General features: G+C 66.5%; 20 protein-coding genes and 3 pseudogenes. 4 read left to right on the forward strand and 19 right to left on the reverse strand.

What is annotated here, in order from left to right:
- Window positions 1–328: transposase (locus FQ389_RS20425; protein WP_407662899.1), on the forward strand; the 328-nt coding region annotated here is incomplete at its 5' end.
- Between the two features lie 60 nt (window positions 329–388).
- On the forward strand, window positions 389–589 hold the full coding sequence (locus FQ389_RS20430; RefSeq protein WP_260860782.1) for a hypothetical protein: 201 nt from the start codon (window positions 389–391) through the stop codon (window positions 587–589).
- On the opposite strand, the gene FQ389_RS20435 is transcribed toward FQ389_RS20430, so the two are convergent.
- The 5 genes from FQ389_RS20435 to FQ389_RS20455 form a co-directional block, all read right to left on the reverse strand.
- Window positions 586–1,185, reverse strand: a complete 600-nt coding sequence (locus FQ389_RS20435; RefSeq protein ID WP_260860783.1) for an alkaline phosphatase family protein — start codon at window positions 1,183–1,185, stop codon at window positions 586–588. The two genes, FQ389_RS20430 and FQ389_RS20435, sit on opposite strands and share 4 nt — an antisense overlap.
- Window positions 1,186–2,010: 825 nt before the next feature.
- Entirely contained in the window at window positions 2,011–2,304 is a 294-nt protein-coding gene (locus tag FQ389_RS20440; protein ID WP_260860784.1) for a hypothetical protein, read from the reverse strand.
- Entirely contained in the window at window positions 2,301–2,561 is a 261-nt protein-coding gene (locus tag FQ389_RS20445) for a hypothetical protein (protein WP_260860785.1), read from the reverse strand. The genes FQ389_RS20440 and FQ389_RS20445 overlap by 4 nt, the downstream gene beginning before the upstream one ends.
- Entirely contained in the window at window positions 2,549–2,800 is a 252-nt protein-coding gene (locus tag FQ389_RS20450) for a hypothetical protein (protein ID WP_260860786.1), read from the reverse strand. Before FQ389_RS20450 ends, FQ389_RS20445 begins: the two co-directional genes overlap by 13 nt.
- Before the next feature lie 295 nt (window positions 2,801–3,095).
- Window positions 3,096–3,812 carry an inositol-3-phosphate synthase gene (locus tag FQ389_RS20455; protein WP_313901987.1) on the reverse strand — a complete coding sequence of 239 codons (717 nt, stop codon included), beginning with the start codon at window positions 3,810–3,812 and terminating at the stop codon, window positions 3,096–3,098.
- Window positions 3,813–4,327: 515 nt separating this feature from the next.
- On the opposite strand from FQ389_RS20455, the pseudogene FQ389_RS14340 reads away from it, so the two are divergent.
- Window positions 4,328–4,897: pseudogene (locus tag FQ389_RS14340) on the forward strand (hypothetical protein).
- Between the two features lie 73 nt (window positions 4,898–4,970).
- Here FQ389_RS14340 and xerD read toward each other — a convergent pair.
- The 14 genes and pseudogenes from xerD to FQ389_RS14410 all read right to left on the reverse strand — a co-directional run bounded on the left by xerD (window position 4,971) and on the right by FQ389_RS14410 (window position 18,294).
- The gene (gene xerD / locus FQ389_RS14345; RefSeq protein WP_144208789.1) at window positions 4,971–5,915 is read right to left on the reverse strand and encodes a site-specific tyrosine recombinase XerD; all 945 of its coding nucleotides are present in this window, start codon (window positions 5,913–5,915) and stop codon (window positions 4,971–4,973) included.
- Window positions 5,912–6,088 carry a hypothetical protein gene (locus tag FQ389_RS14350; RefSeq protein WP_186296441.1) on the reverse strand — a complete coding sequence of 59 codons (177 nt, stop codon included), beginning with the start codon at window positions 6,086–6,088 and terminating at the stop codon, window positions 5,912–5,914. Before FQ389_RS14350 ends, xerD begins: the two co-directional genes overlap by 4 nt.
- Window positions 6,089–6,115: 27 nt before the next feature.
- Window positions 6,116–7,867, reverse strand: a complete 1,752-nt coding sequence (locus tag FQ389_RS14355) for a CTP synthase (RefSeq protein ID WP_144208792.1) — start codon at window positions 7,865–7,867, stop codon at window positions 6,116–6,118.
- Window positions 7,868–8,024: 157 nt separating this feature from the next.
- Window positions 8,025–8,969 carry a copper transporter gene (locus FQ389_RS14360; RefSeq protein ID WP_144208797.1) on the reverse strand — a complete coding sequence of 315 codons (945 nt, stop codon included), beginning with the start codon at window positions 8,967–8,969 and terminating at the stop codon, window positions 8,025–8,027.
- Between the two features lie 21 nt (window positions 8,970–8,990).
- Window positions 8,991–10,172: a putative cytokinetic ring protein SteA gene (gene steA, locus FQ389_RS14365; RefSeq protein ID WP_144208801.1), complete on the reverse strand. Its 1,182-nt coding sequence runs from the start codon at window positions 10,170–10,172 to the stop codon at window positions 8,991–8,993.
- A 172-nt stretch (window positions 10,173–10,344) separates the two neighbouring features.
- Window positions 10,345–12,120 carry a DNA repair protein RecN gene (gene recN / locus FQ389_RS14370; RefSeq protein ID WP_144208804.1) on the reverse strand — a complete coding sequence of 592 codons (1,776 nt, stop codon included), beginning with the start codon at window positions 12,118–12,120 and terminating at the stop codon, window positions 10,345–10,347.
- A gap of 24 nt (window positions 12,121–12,144) precedes the next feature.
- Window positions 12,145–13,068: an NAD kinase gene (locus FQ389_RS14375; RefSeq protein WP_144208807.1), complete on the reverse strand. Its 924-nt coding sequence runs from the start codon at window positions 13,066–13,068 to the stop codon at window positions 12,145–12,147.
- Window positions 13,065–13,528, reverse strand: a pseudogene (locus tag FQ389_RS14380) (SAM-dependent methyltransferase); the annotation flags it as partial. The pseudogene FQ389_RS14380 and the gene FQ389_RS14375, both read right to left, overlap by 4 nt.
- Before the next feature lie 35 nt (window positions 13,529–13,563).
- Complete coding sequence (locus tag FQ389_RS14385; RefSeq protein WP_144208810.1) at window positions 13,564–13,749, reverse strand: hypothetical protein; 186 nt, start codon at window positions 13,747–13,749, stop codon at window positions 13,564–13,566.
- Window positions 13,750–13,772: 23 nt separating this feature from the next.
- Window positions 13,773–14,777 carry an HAD-IIA family hydrolase gene (locus FQ389_RS14390; RefSeq protein WP_144208813.1) on the reverse strand — a complete coding sequence of 335 codons (1,005 nt, stop codon included), beginning with the start codon at window positions 14,775–14,777 and terminating at the stop codon, window positions 13,773–13,775.
- Window positions 14,777–15,496, reverse strand: coding sequence for a tetratricopeptide repeat protein (locus FQ389_RS14395; protein WP_260860788.1), 720 nt, complete (start codon window positions 15,494–15,496; stop codon window positions 14,777–14,779). Before FQ389_RS14395 ends, FQ389_RS14390 begins: the two co-directional genes overlap by 1 nt.
- Before the next feature lie 200 nt (window positions 15,497–15,696).
- On the reverse strand, window positions 15,697–15,999 hold the full coding sequence (locus FQ389_RS14400; RefSeq protein ID WP_144208838.1) for a DUF732 domain-containing protein: 303 nt from the start codon (window positions 15,997–15,999) through the stop codon (window positions 15,697–15,699).
- Window positions 16,000–16,399: 400 nt separating this feature from the next.
- The gene (gene tyrS, locus FQ389_RS14405; protein WP_144208820.1) at window positions 16,400–17,671 is read right to left on the reverse strand and encodes a tyrosine--tRNA ligase; all 1,272 of its coding nucleotides are present in this window, start codon (window positions 17,669–17,671) and stop codon (window positions 16,400–16,402) included.
- 11 nt (window positions 17,672–17,682) lie between these two features.
- Window positions 17,683–18,294: a DNA-3-methyladenine glycosylase gene (locus FQ389_RS14410; protein ID WP_144208823.1), complete on the reverse strand. Its 612-nt coding sequence runs from the start codon at window positions 18,292–18,294 to the stop codon at window positions 17,683–17,685.
- Between the two features lie 80 nt (window positions 18,295–18,374).
- Here FQ389_RS14410 and FQ389_RS14415 point away from each other — a divergent pair.
- Window positions 18,375–18,787: pseudogene (locus tag FQ389_RS14415) on the forward strand (ammonium transporter); the annotation flags it as partial.
- Window positions 18,788–18,802: the final 15 nt, after the last annotated feature.

Raw genomic sequence — 18,802 nt, forward strand, 5'->3', positions numbered from 1 at the left:
TGATTTCGGAGTGCATCCGATGACGCTGTGGAAGTGGCTACGCCAGGCCGACATCGACGACGGGGCCACACCGGGTAAGACGACCGGGGAATCGGCCGAGCTGCGGGAGCTGCGTCACCGGAATCGGTTGTTGGAGCAGGAGAATGAGGTGCTGCGCCGGGCGGTGGCGTACCCCGTCACAGTCGAATCTGCCGGGAAAGGCTTTACCCGCGACTTTGGCTTCCACCGCGCAATCGTCGGGGTTTATCAGCAATTCCGCGAAGTCATAGCAGGGCTTGCAGTGGTTATCCACGCACGGCGCGAACTCGGGAGCACGGTCGTCGTCTAGCCAGTAGTAGGTGAACCATGCGCCTGGTTCGGCGATCGCCACCAGTTCACCGGAGCAAGGGTGGTCGATGGCCAACGCCTGCTGGCCGTTTCGATCGAGCACCTCATCGACGCCGTCCAGACCCTTGACCAGGCCGGTTACCCGGGGGACGTCGGAATCGTCGCGCACGTAGATATGGACCGCCTGGTGGTCGACGACGGCGAAGGCCCGCGATGTCCATGGGTACAGGTACTCCCGGCCCTGCTGGGTGTAGACATTTAAGCGGTGAAAAGGGTCGGCGAATAGCGCTGGATGATTTCAATCGAGGCATTGACCAGCCAGCGCGACGAGGTGATGTTGGCCGTCGGCCCCCAGTACTGAAAAAGTGGGAATGTTCCGAGCTTTTCGGTCAGAATGTCATGCAGATCCGGCGGGACGGTGTAGCAGTCTGGCGACTTGCGTCCGTCCTGGTGATAAACTGGCTGTGGTGTGATGATGGCGTCGTTGCTGACGTTCATCGCATACCACCAGCCGACGTTGGCTGACGTGTAGTCATCGAAGCGGCCCGCTGCCGTCTCCCAGACCTTCTCCCCCAGGGCCAGCTTGTTACTTTGGCGCCACAGCAGCACTTCGCCGAGATCGCGGAAATACCAACCGATACCCACGATTCCACGCTGGTTGGGCATCAGGCCGGTCACCATAGACGATTGCACCGAGCAGGTAACCGCCGGAAAACGGGCGCAAGCGGTTTCATGGTTCCCTGGGAGGCCAGCGTGGAATGATTCGGCATGTGTTGCAGCAGCGGCTGCGTCAAGCCGACGACGTTGATCAGGAGCACCGATTGCGTCATTCTGGATCCCGCGCGGAAACAAGTTCATCGAGCCAACGGATCTAGCCCGCAATGCTTTCGTCCCAGGCCAGCCAAGCGCAATGACCGAGGAAGCACTTCCCAGGTATGGGTTTCGATTTCGACGTCGATAGGTCCCGCGAGCGTCCCGCTGTGCAGCATAACCATGACATCGGTGAGGATGTGTGCGGTGTTGGCTAGCGGTTCGGGTGGACTGACATGCAACGCCACGTGGTAGTGCACGCACGCTATCCGACCGGGGTGTCGCCGGGTCCGCGAAGGACAGGTCATCGCGAAACCACCGGTAACCGTTCACGTCGACTCCGTTGACATGATGCAGGTAGGGGAATTCGCGAATTCGGCGAAGGATTCGGCCACCCCGTCGCCCTACAGATCATCGATCTGAATCGCGTTGGAGGCCTGTATCTTTACTACCTCGATTCCTATGTCGGCCAGGCCCGACACGACCGCGGCGGATCTTCGTACATGACCGCGAGGTGGCATGTGTCCAAGCACACGCCTACATAGCGTGTATCAACATCACCTGCCTGGACGGCATGGGCAAACCAGCCGATTGCGTCACCACACTAACCGATGACACAGCAGGGTTCGGGTTCGATGGCCAGTCTGATCCGATTCCCAGTCCCATCTTCAAATACGCCGCAGCTCATCGCACAATGCGGACAATCCCTAGCGAGCTTTGCTATCGGCCATCTCGTTCCACGGGTCGCCCCACCCCAAGGGCAGCGTCGAGATACTGCCGTGCTCGGTATCGCCCAACAGATCGCTGAGCACCGCGGCGCAATCCCTTGTATACTGAACAATCCCTTGTATACTGAAATTGTTGTTGTGTGGTTTAGTCTGGTTGATAAACAGCATGTTTCACTGAGCTACCGTGAAAGGCGCCGTAGGGAAAGGCATTCATGTTAGTAACCGAGAGCCCGGTATCGTCCAGCATCGCGGCCAGCCGGTGGCGCGAAAGACAATCATCCGCCAGCCGGGCCATGGTACGAGCTGGCAACCACAGTCCGATGCCGAGTTGCTCCAGGCCCGCTTGCTCGCGGGCAGGGGAGAATACCGACAGCAATTGGCGTTCCAGCACCAGCAGCGTGTCGGCCGCAACGACATTGCTGCAGTAGGACTGCATCATAACCGCTTCTCCCCGTGTTGAATCATGTTGCCGGCGAAGGCGGGTTCCTGTTCGTCGCTCAGCAGCAGCTGCCCGCTCTGTCCGTAAAATTCGACCGGATTGCGCCACAGCACCCGGTCGACGTCATCTTCGGTGAAGGAAGCCGCCCGCATTGCCTGCCCCGTCTTGGCCGTCTTGAGCGGATCGGATCGGCCCCAGTCCGCGGCGGAATTGACGATGATTCGTTCCAGGCCGTAGCGCTGCATCAACGCGACCATCCGGTCCTCGTCCATCTTGGTGTCCGGGTAGATCGAAAAACCGGCCCAGCAACCTCTTTCCAGTGCCAGCTCATGGTGACCTCGTTCAGATGATCCAGCAAAACCATGCCGGCATCGATTCCCACCCGCTTCACCACTTCGACACTGGCCAGGGTCCCGCCAAGCTTGTCGCGATGGGGCGTATGAACCAGCGCAGGCATCCCTCGTTCGGCCGCAATTTTCAGTTGGGCTTCGAACACCGCGGTTTCGTCGTGATTCCCCGACTCCTCGCATCGCGCCGGGGAGGAGTTCCACAATCTTCTCGGGAGAGCGGCCAACCTCTGCTACGGCTGTATCAATCCAAGTTCGGGCCGCCAGGGGTCGCCTGGCCAGGGGACGTCCGGACCAGATGGCGCCCACGGCGCTGTCGCCCAAGACCGTGAGCGCAGGAGGCGCCCTCATCAAGTCGAGGTACGCCTTGACCTTCACCGCTCAGCCGTAAACGACGTGATCTACCGCAGCAGTGATTTGTATTGCGCTGCAAGTGAATGCATTTCAGATCCCCAGGGTTCCTTGAAGAAGAAACCCAGCTCGGGTACGACACCTCGCACGCCGTGCAGCCGGCCTATCCGCTAACAGGCGCGCGACGTCGAGGACCAGCGGCGTGGCCAGCGCGGAATCCGGTACCGACCAGATCGTCTGCAAGGTGACCTGGCCACCCAAAAACCCGGTGGCATGGATGTAATCCCACGCAACCTTCGTTTCGCCGAGATCGGGCATATAGTCAATGTGCAGCGGAGCGGTCACGCCACCGAGCATCTGCTGCAGACCGCGCCGCTTGGTAGCGTGCTTGGATGCGACGGTAACCGGATCGGCCAGGGTGACGCCGTCTCCGCCGCCGAGCAGGTTAGTCCCGGACCAGGACCAGACCGTCATCGCGCGGCTGGCGAACATCGGCGCCAATACCGTGCGCAGCAAGGCCTGACCGGTCTTGGCATCCTGGCCGGCGTAGAGGTAGAGGATACCCGCGTCTTCAGCAATGCTGCGCAACGCCAGCAGGCCGAGGCTCGGTGACGGGGTGAAGCACAAGTACGCGGCGCCGTTGCGGATGGCGGCAAGGACAGTCAGGCCGCTAGCCGACAGCACAATGCGGTTCGGCTCGACCAACGATCGCAGCAGCAGTTCAGCATTGTGATTCTCCGGGATGTCAATCGCGGGCGGTTGAGTGGAGCCACGTCGATGACCACCAACACGTCCAGTGTGTGCCGCGATATGAAGGAGGCCATGGCGTCGCGGAGCCGATCGACCAGCTCAGCTTGGGTGGAGGTACCGGCGCTGGCCGGATCCGCAGTCGCCACGCATGACGGCCAGACAAGCTCGTCGTCGGTGGCTGCAAGTCAATCCGATACCGCGGACACCACCTGAGAAGGCAACAGGCCTGCCTCGACCAGCTTCTCCGCGCTTCATCAATGGGGTGGTCGAAATGTCGCGGCCGGCCACCACGAAATCCGAAAGCTCCGGCAGCGGCGCATCGACAAAGTCCGCCATGGCGGTCACGCAACCGGTGTTTGCTATCAGCCCAGCGTTGAGCGCATGCAGGCCCACGAACGAGGTGGTTGCCACCGATCCTCGGGCCCCAGTGAGCCAAAGACCACAACGTGGTCCCGTCGTGTCGGCGTTGTGCTCCATCGCCGGTACCTCAATCGCAGAACTTCGTCTCAGGCAAAATGGTACCTGTGTTCTCCCGTCTGCGCGGCTTAATGAACGCTGTACGTAAACTGGAAACCGTGAATCTCAAGGCACGCATTGTCCCGTTGCGCTGGTCGGTCTGGCGGCTGGCCGTCGGGAACCGCAACATCACCACGACGGGCCAGATCGGCGACGGGAGCGAAGCCGCAGCCGTCGACTAATGTCATGCGCATCGCCCGGGCCGCTCCCACCGCGCGAGTCTACTCCGTCGAGCTCGCCGAGGCCAACGCCGCCAACGCCCGCCAGATCTGGGCGCACGCCGGGGTCGCCGACCGGGTGACCTGTGTCGTCGGCACCATCGGTGACGGCGGGTGCACCCTGGACGCATTGGCCAACGAGTACGGATTCACCTCTGGCGCACTCGATTTCGACTTCCTCGATCACGACAAGGATGCCTACCTGGACGACCTGCACAGCATCATGGAGTGGGGGGCTGCACCCGGGCTCGATCGTGGTCGCCGACAACGTCCGGGTGCCCGGCGCCCCGAAGTACCGCGAGTACATGCGTGGCGAGCAGGGCCGGCACTGGAATACCGTCGAACACAAGACCCATCTGGAATACCAGTCACTGGTATCCGCCTGTGCTGGAATCGGACTATCTGGGCTGAGCACGTCCTCGAACGTCGACTTGTCGAGATTTCGGCCCGATCCGTGCAACAAGTCGACGGTGGACGCTCGACGCTACTGGGCGCGCGGATGGGCACCGGCCCACACCTCGCGCAGCGCGTGCACGGTGACCAGGGTGTAGATCTGCGTGGTCGTCACCGAGGCATGCCCGAGCAGCTCCTGCACGACGCGCACATCGGCGCCGCCCTCCAACAGATGGGTGGCAAAGGAGTGCCGCAGCATGTGCGGCGACACACCCGAGGTGATCCCTGCTCGCTCGGCCGCGTTCTGCAACACCTGCCAGGCACTCTGCCGCGACAACCGCCCACCGCGCGCGTTGAGGAAGATGGCCGCCGTGCCGCGGCCCCGGCGCGCCAGGTCCGGGCGTCCGCGCACCAGATAGTCGTCCAGCGCCTGCACCGCCGGACGCCCGATTGGGACCAGCCGCTGCTTGCCACCCTTGCCGCGCAGCAACACCGACCTCGCCTGGGTGTCGACGTCGTCGACATCGAGCCCCACGGCCTCGGAGATCCGCGCCCCGGTGGAATACAGCAACTCCAGCAGCGCCCGGTTCCGCAGTGTCAGCGGGCCATCCGACGGGCTGTCCCCGCCCGCGCCCTCGATCAGCGCCAGCACCTCGTCGATGCTCAGGCTCTTGGGCAGCCGCCGGCCCGGCGTGGGTGGTCGCACGGCCCGCGCCACGTCCAGCTCGGCCAGGCCCTCGGCCGCGGCGAACCGATGCAGGCCGCGCACCGCGATCAGCGCCCGCGCCGCCGACACCGCCGACAGGCCTACGGTTCCGGATTCGGGGTCACCACGGCGCAAGGCCGCCAGGAAGTCGCTGACGTCGTCTTCACCGACATTGGCCAGATCGTGAATCCCGCGGTCGGACAAGTGTTTTGAATAGCGGCACAGGTCGCGCCGGTAGGAGCTGAGGGTGTTGGCCGCCACCCCCCGCTCGATCGTCAGGTGATCGATGTAGCCTTGCAGTTGGGTCTCGAGGGTGAGCGCGGTAGTCATTGCGCGGCCTTACGCCTTGCGAACGCCGTCGGCTTGTCCGGCCACGGGTCGTCCACCGCCCGCGCCGGGACTAGGCCCGTCGTCGCCGCGTGGTCAGCCAAAATGCCAGCCGCGGCAATGGAATTCACGATCTCGCCGCGCAACACCGAGCGCGCCGTCTTCGTGAGCAGCACCCAGCGCATTCCGTTTCAAAAACGTGGTCAGCCACGGGTGGCGGGTTCGGGTATCGACCGCTCGACACTGTCTCGATGCTGGTTGCCGTTGGACGAGTGCTCGGGGACCTCCACCGGAAGCAGCTCACCCTTCTTGTAGTCGATGGCCGCGCCGACGAACGCGACGAACAGCGGATGCGGCCGGGTCGGCCGGCTCTTCAGTTCGGGGTGGGCCTGGGTGCCGACAACGAACGGGTGGACGTCCGGCGGGTATTCGACGAACTCCACCAGGTGACCGTCCGGCGAGGTCCCGGAGAACCGCAGACCGCTTTCCGCGATCCGGTCACGGTAAGCGTTGTTTACCTCGTAGCGGTGCCGGTGCCGCTCGGACACCTGCGTTGATCCATAGGCTTGCGCCACAATCGAATCCGGCGCGAGCACCGCGGGGTAGGCCCCCAGCCGCATGGTCCCGCCCAGATCCGCCTCGCCGGCCACGATCTGTTCCTGATCGGCCATCGTGGAGATCACCGGATCCGGTGTGCCCGGCTCGAACTCCGCGGAGTTGGCCTCGGTGATGCCGACCGATCGGGCGGCTTCGATCACGATGCACTGCAGCCCGAGGCACAGGCCAAGCACCGGCAAGCCACGCGCCCGGGCGTGCCGGATGGCCCCGATCTTGCCCTCGATGCCCCGGATGCCGAACCCGCCGGGGACCAGCACGCCGTGTACGTCACTCAGCGCCGACGTCGCCCCTGCGGCGCTCTCGCAGTCGTCGGAGGGCACCCACACCATCTCGACCCTGGCGTGGTGTTTGAACCCGCTGGCACGCAACGCCTCGGTCACCGAAAGGTAGGCGTCGGACAGGTCAATGTATTTGCCCACCAACGCAATTCGCACGGTTTCGTGCGGCTCGTGCACCCGGCGCAGCAGATCGTCCCATTCGGTCCAGTCGACGTCGCGGAACGGCAGGTTGAGCCGGCGCACCACGTAGGCGTCGAGTTCCTCACGGTGCAGCACCTTGGGAATGTCGTAGATCGACTTCGCGTCCGGCGTGGAGATGACCCCGTCGATGTCGACGTCACACATCAGCGCGATCTTGTTCTTCAGCGCCTCGGGGACGTCGCGGTCGCAGCGCAGAATCAACGCGTCCGGCGTGATACCGATGCTGCGCAGCGCCGCCACTGAGTGCTGGGTCGGCTTGGTTTTCAGTTCACCGGATGGGGCGAGGTAGGGCACCAAGGACACGTGCAGAAAGAAGACGTTCTCCCGGCCCAGATCGTGGCGCACCTGGCGGGCCGCCTCCAGGAAGGGCTGCGATTCGATGTCGCCGACCGTTCCACCGATCTCGGTGATGATGACGTCCGGGCGGTGCCCGTCGGCGTCCGGCTGGGCCATTGCCAGGATCCGGCTCTTGATCTCATCGGTGATGTGCGGGATCACCTGAACGGTGTCACCGAGGTATTCACCGCGCCGCTCCTTGGCGATGACGGTCGAATACACTTGGCCGGTAGTCACATTCGCCGAACCCGATAGGTCGCGGTCCAGGAATCGTTCGTAGTGGCCGACGTCGAGGTCCGTCTCGGCGCCGTCCTCGGTGACGAAGACCTCGCCGTGCTGGAACGGATTCATGGTGCCCGGATCCACATTCAAATACGGGTCGAGCTTCTGCATCGTCACGTGCAACCCGCGAGCGGTCAGAAGCTGACCAAGACTACTGGCGGTCAGGCCCTTTCCGAGCGAGGAAGCAACCCCACCGCTTACGAAGAGGTGCTTGGTGGCGGTTTGCGGGTGCTTGCGCACAGGCGGCCTCCGTGAAGACGGGCAGGGCGTCGATGTGTGTTGCCATTAACGAATTGGGCCTGCCGACCCACGGAACACCACCCTAACACCCACGACACCGCGCCGTGGTGAACACGCCCGGCGGCGCCTGGGGTTACTCGGCAGTTACCGCGAACCGCTACTGCGCCACGGTGAGCGCGGTGGCCCCGTGCCCGGTGCCGTACTGCCCGACGTGCCCGCCGTTGAGCAGGTCGTGCAGGCCGAGCACGGCCGTGATGCGCCCGGGCGCTACATCGACATCGTCGACGGTGCTGATCGCGGAATTGATGCCGGCGTCGGCGCGGGCGACGGCGACGGCCGCCCCGCCGGTCGCCGATCCGTCCCGCCCGGCCAGCAGCGTGCCCGAGCCGTGCGGTGCCAGTGCCGCGGAGAAGCGGGCCACGCTGGCGCCCTGGTTTCCGGCGTCCTGGGGCAGCGAGCCGCCGGTGACGATCAGGGCGGCGTTGGCCGCGGCCATGTGCTCACCGGGCTGATAGGTGACGAACCCGGTGTCACGCAGCGCGGCCAGCACGGTGTCGCGCTGCACGTCGTCGACCGGCGGGACGGCCGGGTTGGCGTTGATCAGCAGCGAGATGCCCAGCAGGTCGCCGGCCTGCGACCCTTGGTCGACGAGCTTGGTGCTCAGCTGTTGGCCGGCCGGCAGTACCGAGGAGTTCACCACGGTGCGCAGCTTCTCCGCGGAGTTGGCGTCGACGAACTCCTGCGTCAGCGCCACCGTGCCCGTCACGGTGCCGCCTGCCTGGCCAATCATCTTCGACACCGCCGCCACGTCGTCGTCCTTGGCATCCGGGGTCCGGAACACGACGACCGATTTACCGGCCAGCGCGTCGTGCACGATCCGTCCGACCATTTGGTTATCGAAATTGTTTGCCGCGCTGAGCTTCTCGTTCAGCACATTCTTCTGGTCGTTGAGCCCGTTGATCTGCGAGTAGAGGTCACGCTTCTCGGCGCGCAGGCTGGACAACAGGGTGTCGGACAGGAATCCGGACCCAAGCACCACACCGATGGCCAGCGCCAGGAACACCGCGGCCAGCGAGAAGGCGTGTTGGCGTAACGAGATCATGAGCGCATCTCCCCGAGATGACTAGGTGACCAGGTGCTGGATCCAGAGCGAGCAGTGGTTCCAGTAGTCGGTGATCCAATGCAGCACCAGGCCGTCGGTGCGCGACACCCACAGCGCGACGATCACCGCGATCAGCATGGTCAATGCGAGCAGCGCTATGGCGCCGCCCGAAATGTGGTTGCGGTACAAGGTGGCGACCGCTTTGGCGTCGACCACCTTCTCCCCGACCCGCAACCGGGTGAGGAACGTCGACGGGTTGCTCTGCGTGCGCGTCCGGTCGAAGAACGTCTCGATGTTGGCGGTGTGGCCGGCCGTCACGAGCAGCGCGGCGCCGTGGTGGTCGGCCAGCAGCAGGGCCAGGTCGACCGCCGACCCGGCCGCGGGGAACGTCATCGCCCCGACCCCGAGGTCCTGAATGCGTTCCAGGCCCGGCGCGTGCCCGTCAGCGTCGGCCGGCAACACCACGTGCGCGCCGCACTTGAGGGCCTCGGTGCTGATCTGTTCGGGGTCGCCGACGATGAGCTGCGGACGGTAGCCCGCCTTGCGCAGCACGTCCGCGCCACTGCCCACCCCGATCAACACAGGCTGGTACTCCTTGATGAACGGCTTGAGCGAGCGCAAATCGTCGGCGGCGCTGTCCTCGTCGGCGACGATCACCACGTGCCGGCGGCGCAGGTCGAGGTCGATGTCGGGGATCCCGATGCCGTCGATCAGCAGCGGGCTCTCGCTCTTGATGAACTCGATGGTGTTGCCGGCGAACGCCTCCAGGTGTGCGGCCAGGCCGCTCTTGGCCTCGCGCATCAGGTCGGCGATGTCGTGGTCGGTACGCTCGGTGCCCCGGCTCAGCCGGCGGTCGCCGGCGTAGATTCCGCCCTCGTACAAGCGAATCTTGGAGCCGTCCTTGACCTTCTTGAAGATGTCCGGTCCGGTCTCGTCGATCAGCACCACGCCGTTGTTGACCAATACCTCCGGGCCCATGTTGGGGTAGCGACCCGACACCGACGGTGAGGCGTTGACGACGGCGGCGATGTCGGCTTCGACCAGCGCCTCTGCGGTGATGCGATCCAGGTCTAGGACGTCGAGCACCACGATGTCTCCGGGGCAGACCCGCCGCAGCAAGCGGTCGATGTTCCGGTCCACCCGCGCGGTGCCGGTCAGGCCCGGTCGGGAAGCGTTACGAGTAAGCAGCCCTGACATCTTCATGGGGGCGATTCTGGCCGTGATGCCCGGCGGAGGCGGGGAGGCGCGCCGTAACATCCGTCCCAGAAGTTATATATAGTCACATCAGTAACAGCCGGGTCGCGATCAGGTCTCGAACGTCGACTTGTCGAGCGGATCAGGCGCGCTCCGCCGCAACAACTCGACGTTGGGCGAATCAGATCTGGTCGTTCTGGGCGGCGTCGAGCAGCTCCTGCGCGTGGGCACGGCCGCTGTCCGACTCGCCGAGGCCGGCCAGCATCCGCGCCAGCTCGGCCACCCGCTCGTCGTCCTTCACCCGGCGCACCACGCTGGTCCCGCGCGGACCGGCGGCATGCACCACCAGATGCACGTCGGCGTACGCCGCGACCTGCGGCAGGTGCGTGACCACGATGATCTGATGGCTGTGCGCCAGCCGCGCCAGCCGCCGTCCGATCTGTACCGCGGCCCGGCCCCCGACCCCGACGTCGACCTCGTCGAACACCATCGTGGTGCCGTGGGAGATCTTGCGCGAGGAGGCCAGCACCGCTTCCAGCGCCAGCATCACCCGGGACAGCTCCCCACCAGAGGCGCTCTTCGCCAGCGGCAGCACGGTCACGCCGCGGTGCGCGGCGAAACCGAACTCGACTTCGTCGATGCCGTCGCTGCCGGCCCGGACCAGCGTCGGCCCGGACTCCCCCAGCGACACGCTGAGGGCGGCGGAATCGTCCTGCTCCGCCTTGTCGGAGACGATATCGGTGCGCACGTCGATGGTGAATTCGGCATCGGCCATCGCCAACCCGGACAGCTCCGCGGTGACCTCCTTGGCCAGTCGCTTGGCGGCCTTACGCCGGCACTTGCTGAGATCGATTGCCGCATCGGCCAATTCACGGGCGAGTTCGTCGACCCGGCGCTGCAGCACCGCCAGGCCCTCCTCCGACACGTCCAGCTGCGCCAGCCGGTCGCGTGACTCGGCCGCCCAGCGCAGCACGCCGTCGATGTCGGCGGCGTACTTGCGGGTCAGCGTGCGCAGCTCGGCCTGCCGGGCCAGCTTGGACTCCAGCGCGCTCGCGTCGACCGGCAACTCGTCCAGGTAACCTCCGAGTTCTTGGGCGGCGTCGACGACAATGGTCAGCGCCTGCCCGATCTGCTCGGCCAGCGCCTGCAGCCTCGCGTCGTCGGTGGATTCCAGTGCGGCCCTTGCCCATCCCAGGCTGTCGGCGGCGCTGCCGCCCGAGACGTCGTCGGTGGACAGCCCGGCCCGTGCGGTGGCCGCGGCCTCGCGCAGGGTGTCCAGTTCGGAGAGGCGCACGATGTCGGCGACCAGGGCCTCGTCCTCGCCGGGTTGGGGGTCTACCGCGTCGATCTCGTTTAGCGCGAAGGTGAGACGGTCGGCTTCGAGTGCGAGTTCGCGCATCCGGCCGCGACGGTCCAGCAGGTAGCGGCGCGCCGACAGCCAGGCGTCGCGCAGTTTGCGGTAGCGCTCCAGGGCGGGGCCGGCCTGGGCGAAACGATCCAGGGCGCCGCGCTGATCCTCCGGCCGCATCAGCCGCAGCTGATTGTTCTGGCCGTGCAGCGTGAGCAGTTCGGCAGTAAAGTCGCCCAACGACTTCACCGGGACACTGCGCCCGCCGAGGTAAGCCCGCGACGGCCCGTCCCGGCTGACCGAGCGCAGCGCGATGACGCTGCCGTCCTCGTCGCGCTCCCCACCCGAGGCCGCCAGCAGCTCGTCCAGCTGCGCAACTGCCGCATCATCGAGATCGGTTGTGGTGAAACGTCCTTCGACGACGGCCCGGTCGGCACCGGAGCGCACCCGATTGGGATCGGCACGGGCGCCGCCGAGTAGATGCAAGCCCGTCACCACCATGGTCTTGCCGGTGCCGGTCTCGCCGGTCAGCACGGTCAGGCCGCGGTCGAACTCCCCGACCGCAGCGTCGATCGCACCCAGCGACTCGATGCGGATTTCGGTCAGCATTGCATCAGCACCGCTGCAGCGCCGTTACTTTCCGCGCCAACCGGATACGGGCAACTGGAACTTACGCACCAAGCGGTCGGTGAAGGGTGCACTGTCCAAGCGTGCCCATTTCACCGCCGTGTCACAACGTTTCACCTCGAGCCGGCCGCCGGCGGGCAGCAGCATTTCGCGGCGGCCGTCGCAGAACACCATGGCATCGTTGCCGCTCGCCTCGATCTCGATCGCGATGGTGGCGTCCGGGCTGGTCACCATCGGACGGCCGAACAGCGCGTGAGCGTTGTTAGGCACCACCAGGATTGCTTCCAGGTCCGGCCACAGCACCGGGCCGCCGGCGGAGAACGCGTAGGCGGTCGATCCGGTCGGCGTCGACACCAGGACCCCGTCGCACCCGAAGGTCGACACCGGTCGTCCCTCGATCTCGACGACCACCCCCAGCACTCCCAGCCGCGGACCCTTTTCCAGGCTGGCTTCGTTGAGCGCCCAACCGTGGTTGATGACGCGGCCGCGGTGGCGTACCGCGATATCCAAGGTGAGGCGTTCCTCGACCCGATAGTCCCGCACGACGACGTGTTCGAGCACGCTGTCGATGGCCTCCGCTTCGGCCTCGGCGAGAAAACCGATGCGGCCCAGATTCACGCCCAGCACCGGGATGTCGGCGTTGCGGGCCAGTTCGGCCGCGCGCAGGAAGGTGCCATCGCCACCGAGGACCAGCACCAGCTCGCACCCCTCGGCGACGTTCGGTTCGGCGTCGACGACCTCGATCTCGGCGCTCATCACCCGCATATCCTCGGCGACGAACTTCAGCGGTCCCCTGTTGATGGCCTCGCTAGCCGATACTCGAAGTCCAATAGCGTTGTCGCTCAACACTTTTTGAACCCGGCGCGGGGTTTCGGTGGCTTCGTCGCGCCCGGTGTGCACGACCAGCAGGACGGTCCGCTCGCCGGTCATTGCGGGCCCTCGCTCACCGCACGCCGCACCGCGTCGACTAATCTGTCCGCCGACAACGCCCGATCGGTTTCGGCGCGCAACCACAGGAAATATTCGACATTGCCCGACGGGCCCGGCAGCGGACTGGCCGTCACGTCGACGGTCTGCCAGCCCAGCTCGCCCACCCGCCTGGCGACCCCCGGCACCGCGTCTGCATGCAACACGGGGTCGTGCACGACCCCTCCGGCACCGACCCGGCCCTTACCGACTTCAAACTGCGGCTTCACCATGGGAACGATATCCACGCCCGGCCACGCTCAACCAGCCAGCGCGGGCAACACGGTCGACAAGGAGATATAACGACAGGTCGGCGACGATCAGGTCGACACGCCCGCCGATCGCGTCCGGCGACAGGTCGCCGGACGTTGGTCCGCTCGACGACCAGCACCCGGGGATCCGACCGCAGCGACCACGCCAGCTCGGCGTTAACCCGGGCGCGTCGCGCCATGCCGACACTCAGCCCTTATCCGCCGACTCCAGCGCCTGCAGCAGCACGTCATGCGCCTCGGACAGGCGTCGCGCGATGTCTTCCAGCCTCGCCAGCGACGGCCCGTTCTCGCGGTTCTGCGGATCGGTCAAATCGGGCAGCTGCGCCAGCAGGTTGTCGATGTCGGCGCGAATCTGATCAGGATCGATATTCATTGCGGTTCCACGCTAGTCACCGGTCAGCCCTCATGCACGAGAGACCAGCGCTCGAGCGCGTCGCGGGCCCGGTCGTCGCCGGCCCGGACACGGGCCGGTCGGCCCTCGGCGCCCCATACCGCGCTGGCGAGCGCGCGCACCACCGACAGGTCGTCACCGTCCCCGTGATCGTCGCTGCGGACTGTGATGGCCCCGTCGCCGACGTCGACCCGCCAGCCCGGCTGCGGCCCGACCGCCAGCACGTCGCGGCCCTGGTGCAATGCCCGCAAGTCGTGACCAATGTAGGTGGGCCGCTGCTCCGGCTTGGCGTACACCGCGTCGCGGGCGCTGTTCACACCGGTCAGCACCATCAGGCTGAGCAGCCGCGCAGCGTTGGCGCCCTCGATGTCGGTGTCCAACCGGTCGCCGACGACCAGCGGCGCGCGGTAGTCACCGCGCCCGACCGCATCGTTGAGCAGTGTCGGAGCAGGTTTGCCCGCGACCCGGGGTTGGGCGCCGGTGGCCGCCCGCAGCGCGGCCACCAACGATCCGTTGCCGGGCAGCAGGCCGCGTTCGGTGGGCAGCGTGAGATCGACGTTGGCGGCCACCCACAACGCGCCCGCGCGAATGGCCAACGCCGCCTCGGCGAGCGCGGCCCAGCCGATCGTCATCGAGAGGCCCTGGACGACGGCGACGGGGTTGTCCTCGAAGCGGCGCACCGGGCGCAGTCCGACCGCGGCGATCTCATTCGCCAGCGCGTCGGTGCCGACGACCAGCACCCGCGAATCCGGCGGCAGTTCAACCGAAAGCAGCCGCGCGGCGCTCTGGGCGCTGGTGACGACGTCGTCGGCGGCGGCGGTGAAGCCCAGGTCACGCAGATGCGCCGCCACCTCGTTGGCGCTGCGGGAGGCGTTGTTGGTGACGAACAGTTTGCGGATACGAAGTTCGTCCAGCGTCTGCACCGCGCCTTTGGTGGGACGGTGACCGCAGAACACCGTGCCGTCCAGATCAATAAGCAGGCAATCATGTTCCTGCGCAATACTTTTCACTATTCTTCGGTCGTCCCCAGCTCGGCCACGCGGTCCTCGGCGTCGGTGATGCCGTCGACGTCGGCGGCCGCGGAACGCAAAAACCACTGCAACGCTTCGTCCGCGCGGCCGAGCGCCAGCAGCGTGTCGGCATACGCGTAGAACAACCGAGCGGCCGTCGAGCCGGTGCGGCTCGGGTCCAGTTGCGGCGTGGACAAGACGGTCAGCGCCTGATCGAGCTGCACGAGATCCGACCGCGCGCCCGCGATCACGATGCGCAGCTCGTCGGCGTCGTCGCCGGTGAGTTGCGCCGCCTCGTCGCCGCGGGCCAGTTCAATCGCCCGCTCTGGACGGCCAAGTCCGCGTTCACAATCGGCGATCAACGCGAGCAACGACGATTTGCTGCCCATTCGGCGGGCGGCCCTCAACTCCGACAGCGCCTGCGCCCAGTCGCCGTAGCGGTAGGCGGCGATGCCGACGGCTTCGCGGATCGCGGCGATCCTGCTGGATCGAGCCCGGGCGGCGCGTGCGTGGTTGAGCGCAGCTTCCGGATCCTCGTCCATCAGCTCGCCCGCGGCGACCAGGTGGCGCGCCACCGCGTCGGCGGTCGCGCGGTCTAACGTGCTCAGTTCGCCGCGGATCTCGGGTGCCAGCTGTTTGGTGTCCACACCAGGAGGTATCGCGGGCCCCCTGTCGGGCCCAGCGTCGGCCGCGCGATCGGACTCGCCGCCGGTCTGCAGCTGCGCCGGGCGCGCTCGGCCCGGCCCCGACCAATTGCCCGCCCGCGGCGTGCGTGGCCCACCTCTCTGCGCACCCCCGGACGCCGGCCGCGCGCGTCGTTCACCGTTGTGGCGCTGCCTGTCATCACCCACTCGTGTTGTTCACCTCGATTGCTCCCGGACTCCCCCGAAAGGATACGGGCACTCGGGCGGCGATCCCGCTACGCCTTGAACCGGTCCGGGACCAGCGGGGCAATCATCGAAGGACAGAACGTGGCGATCGCGACGATCGTGAAGATGCCCGCGTTCTTCTCGGTCATGCCGCTGTCGGAGGCCATCTCCGAGACCACCGAGTCGAACGACTGGCCCGGCTGGACCAGCATGGGACAGACCGACTGACCCGCCGCCAGCGCCGTGGCCGGCTGGGTGACGGCAATGCCGGCATTGGTCAGCGCGGACAGAAACCGGTTGCTCGTCATGTCCGCACGGATGGGAGCCGCCATCGTCGCGGCGGCGGTGATCATGCTCGCGGTCAATACGACAAATCCGACAACCTTCGCCTGCCCCGCGGCGGGCAAGGTTCGGTGAGTGCGCGAAATCACTGTGACTACAGTGGCCACCCAGTGTCACGTTCAGGGCACGGCCCGGTAAAGGTTTGCACACCAACGTGTTTTGCTCCGAGGTTCTTGACAGGGTCGGGGGCAGTATGCCATGCCCCTTGCCATGCAGGCGATTTGATCGGGTTGTCCCCCAACCGACGGACACCCGGCATCCGCCCACAAATCCGCCGGTTGTGGGATAGCCGGATGCCGCGGATGCGGGAAAACTGGTTGGCACAGCGGGGATCTCGTCGTTCCTTCACGAGGCTTCCCCTACTCGACAATCGGCTTCCCCGCCGATGACAAGGTCCCCGCTGAAACCCCTCTAGACCTTCTCTATGCCGGCGATGTTGCGCTTGCCGCGCCGCAGGACCAGCCACCGGCCGTACAGGAAATCGGAAGCCTGCGGTGTCCATTCGTCGCTGTCGATCCGGGTGTTGTTGACCGACACGCCGCCCTCGCTGATGGTGCGCCGCGCCGCGCCCTTGCTGTCCGACAGTCCCGTGGCCACCAGCAGGTCGACGATCCCGTCCGGGCCGCCCGGTTTGAGCTCGGCGACCGATGTTTCGCGCAGCGCGGCGGTCAGCGTCGCCTCGTCGAGACGGCCCAATTCGCCCTGCCCAAACAGTGCCCGGCTGGCGTGTTCGACGGCCGCGGTGGCCTGCTCGCCGTGCACCAGGACGGTGAGTTCGGTCGCCAGCCGCCGTTGCGCCGCACGCTGTTGCGGACGCTCGACGGTGGCCTGCTCCAGCTCGGCGAGCTCCTCGGCGGTCAGGAAGGTGAACCAGCGCAGGTAGCGGATCACGTCGACGTCGGCGGTGTTGACGAAGTACTGGTACCAGGAGTAAGGGCTGGTCAGCTGCGGATCCAGCCACAGATTGCCGCCTCCGGTGTACTTCCCGAACTTGGTGCCGTCGGCGGCCGTCACCAGCGGCACCGTCAGCGCGTGCACCGCCGCGCCGAGCTTCTGGCGCACCAGCCGCACCCCGGCGATGATGTTGCCCCACTGATCCGACCCGCCGATCTGCAGCGTGCAGCCGTACCGCTGGTGCAGCTCGACGTAATCGTTGGCCTGCAACAGCATGTAGCTGAACTCAGTGTAGGAGATGCCGTCGCCCTCCAGGCGGCGCCGGATGGTATCGCGGTCGAGCATCATGTTGACCGAGAAGTGCTTGCCGAGATCGCGCAAGAACTCGATCGTCGACATCGGGCCCGTCCAGTCGAGGTTGTTGACGACGATCGCGCCGGTCGGCGAGTCCCCGGCGGCCGAGAAATCGACGAAGCGCTCCAGCTGACCGCGGATGCGCTCCGTCCATTCGGCGACGATGTCCGCTTCGTTGAGGCTACGTTCCCCGACCTCACGTGGGTCCCCGATCATGCCGGTGGCCCCGCCGGCCAACACGATGGGGCGGTGCCCGGCCTGCTGAAAGCGGCGCAACGCCAGCAGCGGCACCAGGTGGCCGGCGTGCAGGCTCGGCGCGGTAGGGTCGAATCCGGAGTACACCGTGATCGGCCCGCGCCGCGCTTCGGCGGCCAGGGCGTCGAGGTCGGTGGACTGCGCGATCAGCCCACGCAAGCCCAGCTCGTCGAGGATCATGGGGTAAGAGGCTAGTCGCTGGCGCCGGCGGCGGGCGCCCGCGGACTTCGCCGGTACGCCGAGACTTCCGGCCGTCCGGCCAGCCAGAATCGCCACGGCCGATCGGCGGCCTGACTGACACCGACCCGCGGACCCCCGACCGCGCCGTCAGTGGCGCGCAGCGTCAGGCGCACCGGGCTATCGGCGTCGAACAGGTCAATCCCGTTGTCTGCCATCGTGATTCCCAGCGCCGAGCACAGATTTCCGGGCCCCCGCGCCAACCCGGCGGTGCGCACGGCCGGACCACGCCGGTCCTGGGCAACGTCGACACCGTCGGTGACGACGGCCGCGCGCAGCAACACCGCGGCGGCCGTCCCGTCGGGGCCGCAGGAGACGTTGGCGCACACGTGGATGCCGTGGCTACGGTAGGTGTAGAGCCGGCCGGGCGGTCCGAACATCACCGCGTTGCGCCCACTGAGGCCGCGGTAGGAGTGCGCCGCCGCATCCGGCCACGGCCCGTCGGGCACCCCACCGTAGGCTTCGACCTCGACGACGATGCCGCCGACGCCCCGCCCGGTGAGGGTGGCACCCAGCAATCGGTGCGCGGCTTCCACCGGGTCGACAAGGAGCTGTCCTGCGGACACCCCAGCGAACCTACCGACCGCTCCGCCATGGCAATATCCCGGTGTCCCGGGACCCCCAGGACGCAAAGAGGCGCCCAACCATGCAAGCTAATCGACCCCGCCAGTTGTTGACCAGCACCGCGCTGTTCCTGTTGATGACCCCGGGCCTGGCCATCTTCTACGGCGGCATGGTCCGCACCGGCGTGCTCAACATGATCATGATGAGCTTCATCTCGATCCCGCTGGTCACGGTCGCGCGGCTGCTGGTCGGCTACACGATCTCCTTCACCGACGGCGGCACGGGCGGGCTGCGCCACGTCGGGATACTGGGCATCACCCCGACCACCGTCCACGGCGCGGTGCCCGAGCCTGCTGTTCGCCACCTTCCAGCTGACGTTCGCGATCATTCACCGCCGCCCTGGTCAGCGGCGCGATCGCGGAGCGCGTCAAGTTCGCCGCCTGGATGGTGTTCGTGCCGCTGTGGGCGATCGGCGTGTATTCGGTTGTCGCGCACTAAGTGTGGGGGCCG

It is taken from the genome of Mycobacterium tilburgii (assembly GCF_902168065.1).
Taxonomy (GTDB): domain Bacteria; phylum Actinomycetota; class Actinomycetes; order Mycobacteriales; family Mycobacteriaceae; genus Mycobacterium; species Mycobacterium tilburgii.